The sequence below is a fragment of the Nonomuraea sp. NPDC004186 genome, from assembly GCF_053603495.1.
Window position 1 is genome coordinate 1 of sequence record NZ_JBSGFQ010000267.1, and the last position, 2207, is coordinate 2207.

At 69.3% G+C, this 2207-nt stretch carries 1 protein-coding gene; it reads right to left on the minus strand.

Annotation, left to right across the window (positions count from 1 at the left end; translation table 11 throughout):
• Window positions 1-2207, minus strand: a 2207-nt coding sequence (locus ACWEPL_RS65140) for a type I polyketide synthase (protein ID WP_452443061.1), incomplete at both ends; no start/stop codon positions are given.

Sequence of the window (2207 nt, forward strand, 5' to 3'; positions counted from 1 at the left end):
CCGGTGATCACGTTGATGCCTGCGCCCACCCCGACGCCGATGCTGTTGCGGGTGTTGGAGCGGGTGGCGGTGGGGGTGTCGGCTCCGTTGGCGGTCGCAGCTTCGGTTGCGGCGCTTGAGCCACCAGTGCCGGTGCCGTTGACGGTCGCGGTGTTGATGCCGTTGCCACCGGCCGCGCCAGCGTCTGAGCGGTCGCCGCCGTCGCTGCCGTTGCCCGTGCTCATGCCGTTGGTTGTGGCGGTGCCGAGGTTGGCGCCTCTGCCAGCGCCCGTCCCGTCACCATTGCCGTTGCTGCTCCTGGCGACGTCGTTGCCTGTGCCGTCACCTGTGCCGAGGCCCGTGCTGTCGTCGGTGTTGGTGCCGGCGAGGTGGTCGAGGGCGTGGTGGAGGTCGTCGGCGTTGCGGGCCAGGATGACGGCGCGGTGCTCAAGATGGGCGCGCGTGGTGGCGGTCGACAGGGCGATGTCGTGCAGGGGGAGGGCGGGGTGGGTGGTGAGGTGGCTGGCCAGGCGGGCGGCCTGAGCGGCCAGGCTGGTCTGGTCACGGGCGGAGAGGGCTACCGGGATCAGCGGTAGGGGCTGCGGAGCTTCGGTGCCCGTTCCGGTGTCCTTGTCAGCGCCGGCGTTAATGCCAGGACCTGTGCCTGTGGGGGTGGGGTGGGGGGCTTGTTCGAGGATGAGGTGGGCGTTGGTGCCGCTGATGCCGAAGGAGGAGATGGCGGCTCGGCGTGGTTTGTCGCTGTGTGCGGGCCAGGTTTGGGGGTGTTGGAGGAGGCGGATCTGGCCTTGTTCCCAGTCGACGTGGGTGGTGGGGGTGGTGATGTGCAGGGTTTGGGGGAGGAGGGCTTCGCGGGTGGCCATGACCATCTTGATCACACCCGCCACTCCAGAAGCCGCCTGCGAATGCCCGAAGTTGGATTTGACCGACCCCAGCCACAACGGGTCCGCCGGATCCCGATCGCGCCCGTAGGTGGCCAGCAGAGCCTGGGCCTCGATGGGGTCGCCGAGTTTGGTGCCGGTGCCGTGGGCTTCGACCGCGTCGATATCGCCCGGGGCCAGGCCGGCGTTGGCCAGTGCCTGGCGGATCACCCGCTCCTGCGAGGGACCGTTGGGGGCCGACAGGCCGTTGCTGGCACCGTCCTGGTTGACCGCCGATCCGCGGATCACCCCCAGAACCCGGTGGCCGTTTGCCTGCGCCTCCGACAACCGCTCCAGCAGCAGGATGCCCACACCTTCGGAGAAGACGGTGCCGTCAGCCTCATCCGAGAACGCCTTGCACCGGCCGTCTCTCGCCAGACCACGCTGACGGCTGAAGTCCACCAGGAGCTCAGGTGTCGCCATGACCGTCACGCCACCTGCGAGCGCCAGAGTGCTTTCGCCTCGGCGCAGGGACTCGCAGGCCAGATGGATGGCGACCAGGGAGGAGGAGCAGGCGGTGTCCACCGTCAGCGCCGGGCCTTCGAGACCGAGGTTGTAGGCCACCCGCCCCGACATGACGGAGCCGGCGTTTCCGGTCTGCAGGTATCCCTCGATCTCCTCGGGGTACGGTCCAGGCCCTGAGCCATAACCCGTCTGTGTTCCGCCGATGAAGACGCCGGTCGGGGTGCCGCGGAGGGTGTCGGGGTCGATCCCGGCCCGTTCCAGAACCTCCCACGACGTCTCCAGCAGCAGCCGCTGCTGCGGATCGATCGCGATCGCCTCACGCGGACTGATCCCGAAAAACGCCGCGTCGAACCCGGCCGCGTCCTTCAGGAACCCGCCCTCACGCAGATACGTGGTCCCCACATGGTCCGGATCCGGGTCATACAACGCCTCCAGATCCCAGCCCCGGTCCTCGGGGAAGGAAGAAATACCCGAACGGCCCTGCACGAGCATCTCCCACAGGTCCTCCGGCGAGTTCACCCCGCCCGGGTAGCGGCAGCCCATCGACACGATCGCGATCGGCTCCCCAATCCCCGCGGACGCAGACGCGGCCCGCACCGGCTCGGCCGCGACGGCCGTGCCGTTGCCGGTGACGCGTTGGAGCAGGTGCGTTGCGAGCGCGGTCGGGGTGGGGTGGTCGAACACCAGGGTGGCGGGCAGTTTCATGCCGGCGGCCCGGCTGAGCCGGTTGCGCAACTCGACGGAGGTCAGGGAGTCGAAGCCCAGATCCTTGAACGGGCGTCCCGCTTGGATCGCCTCACCGGAGGCATGCCCCAGGACCGCAGC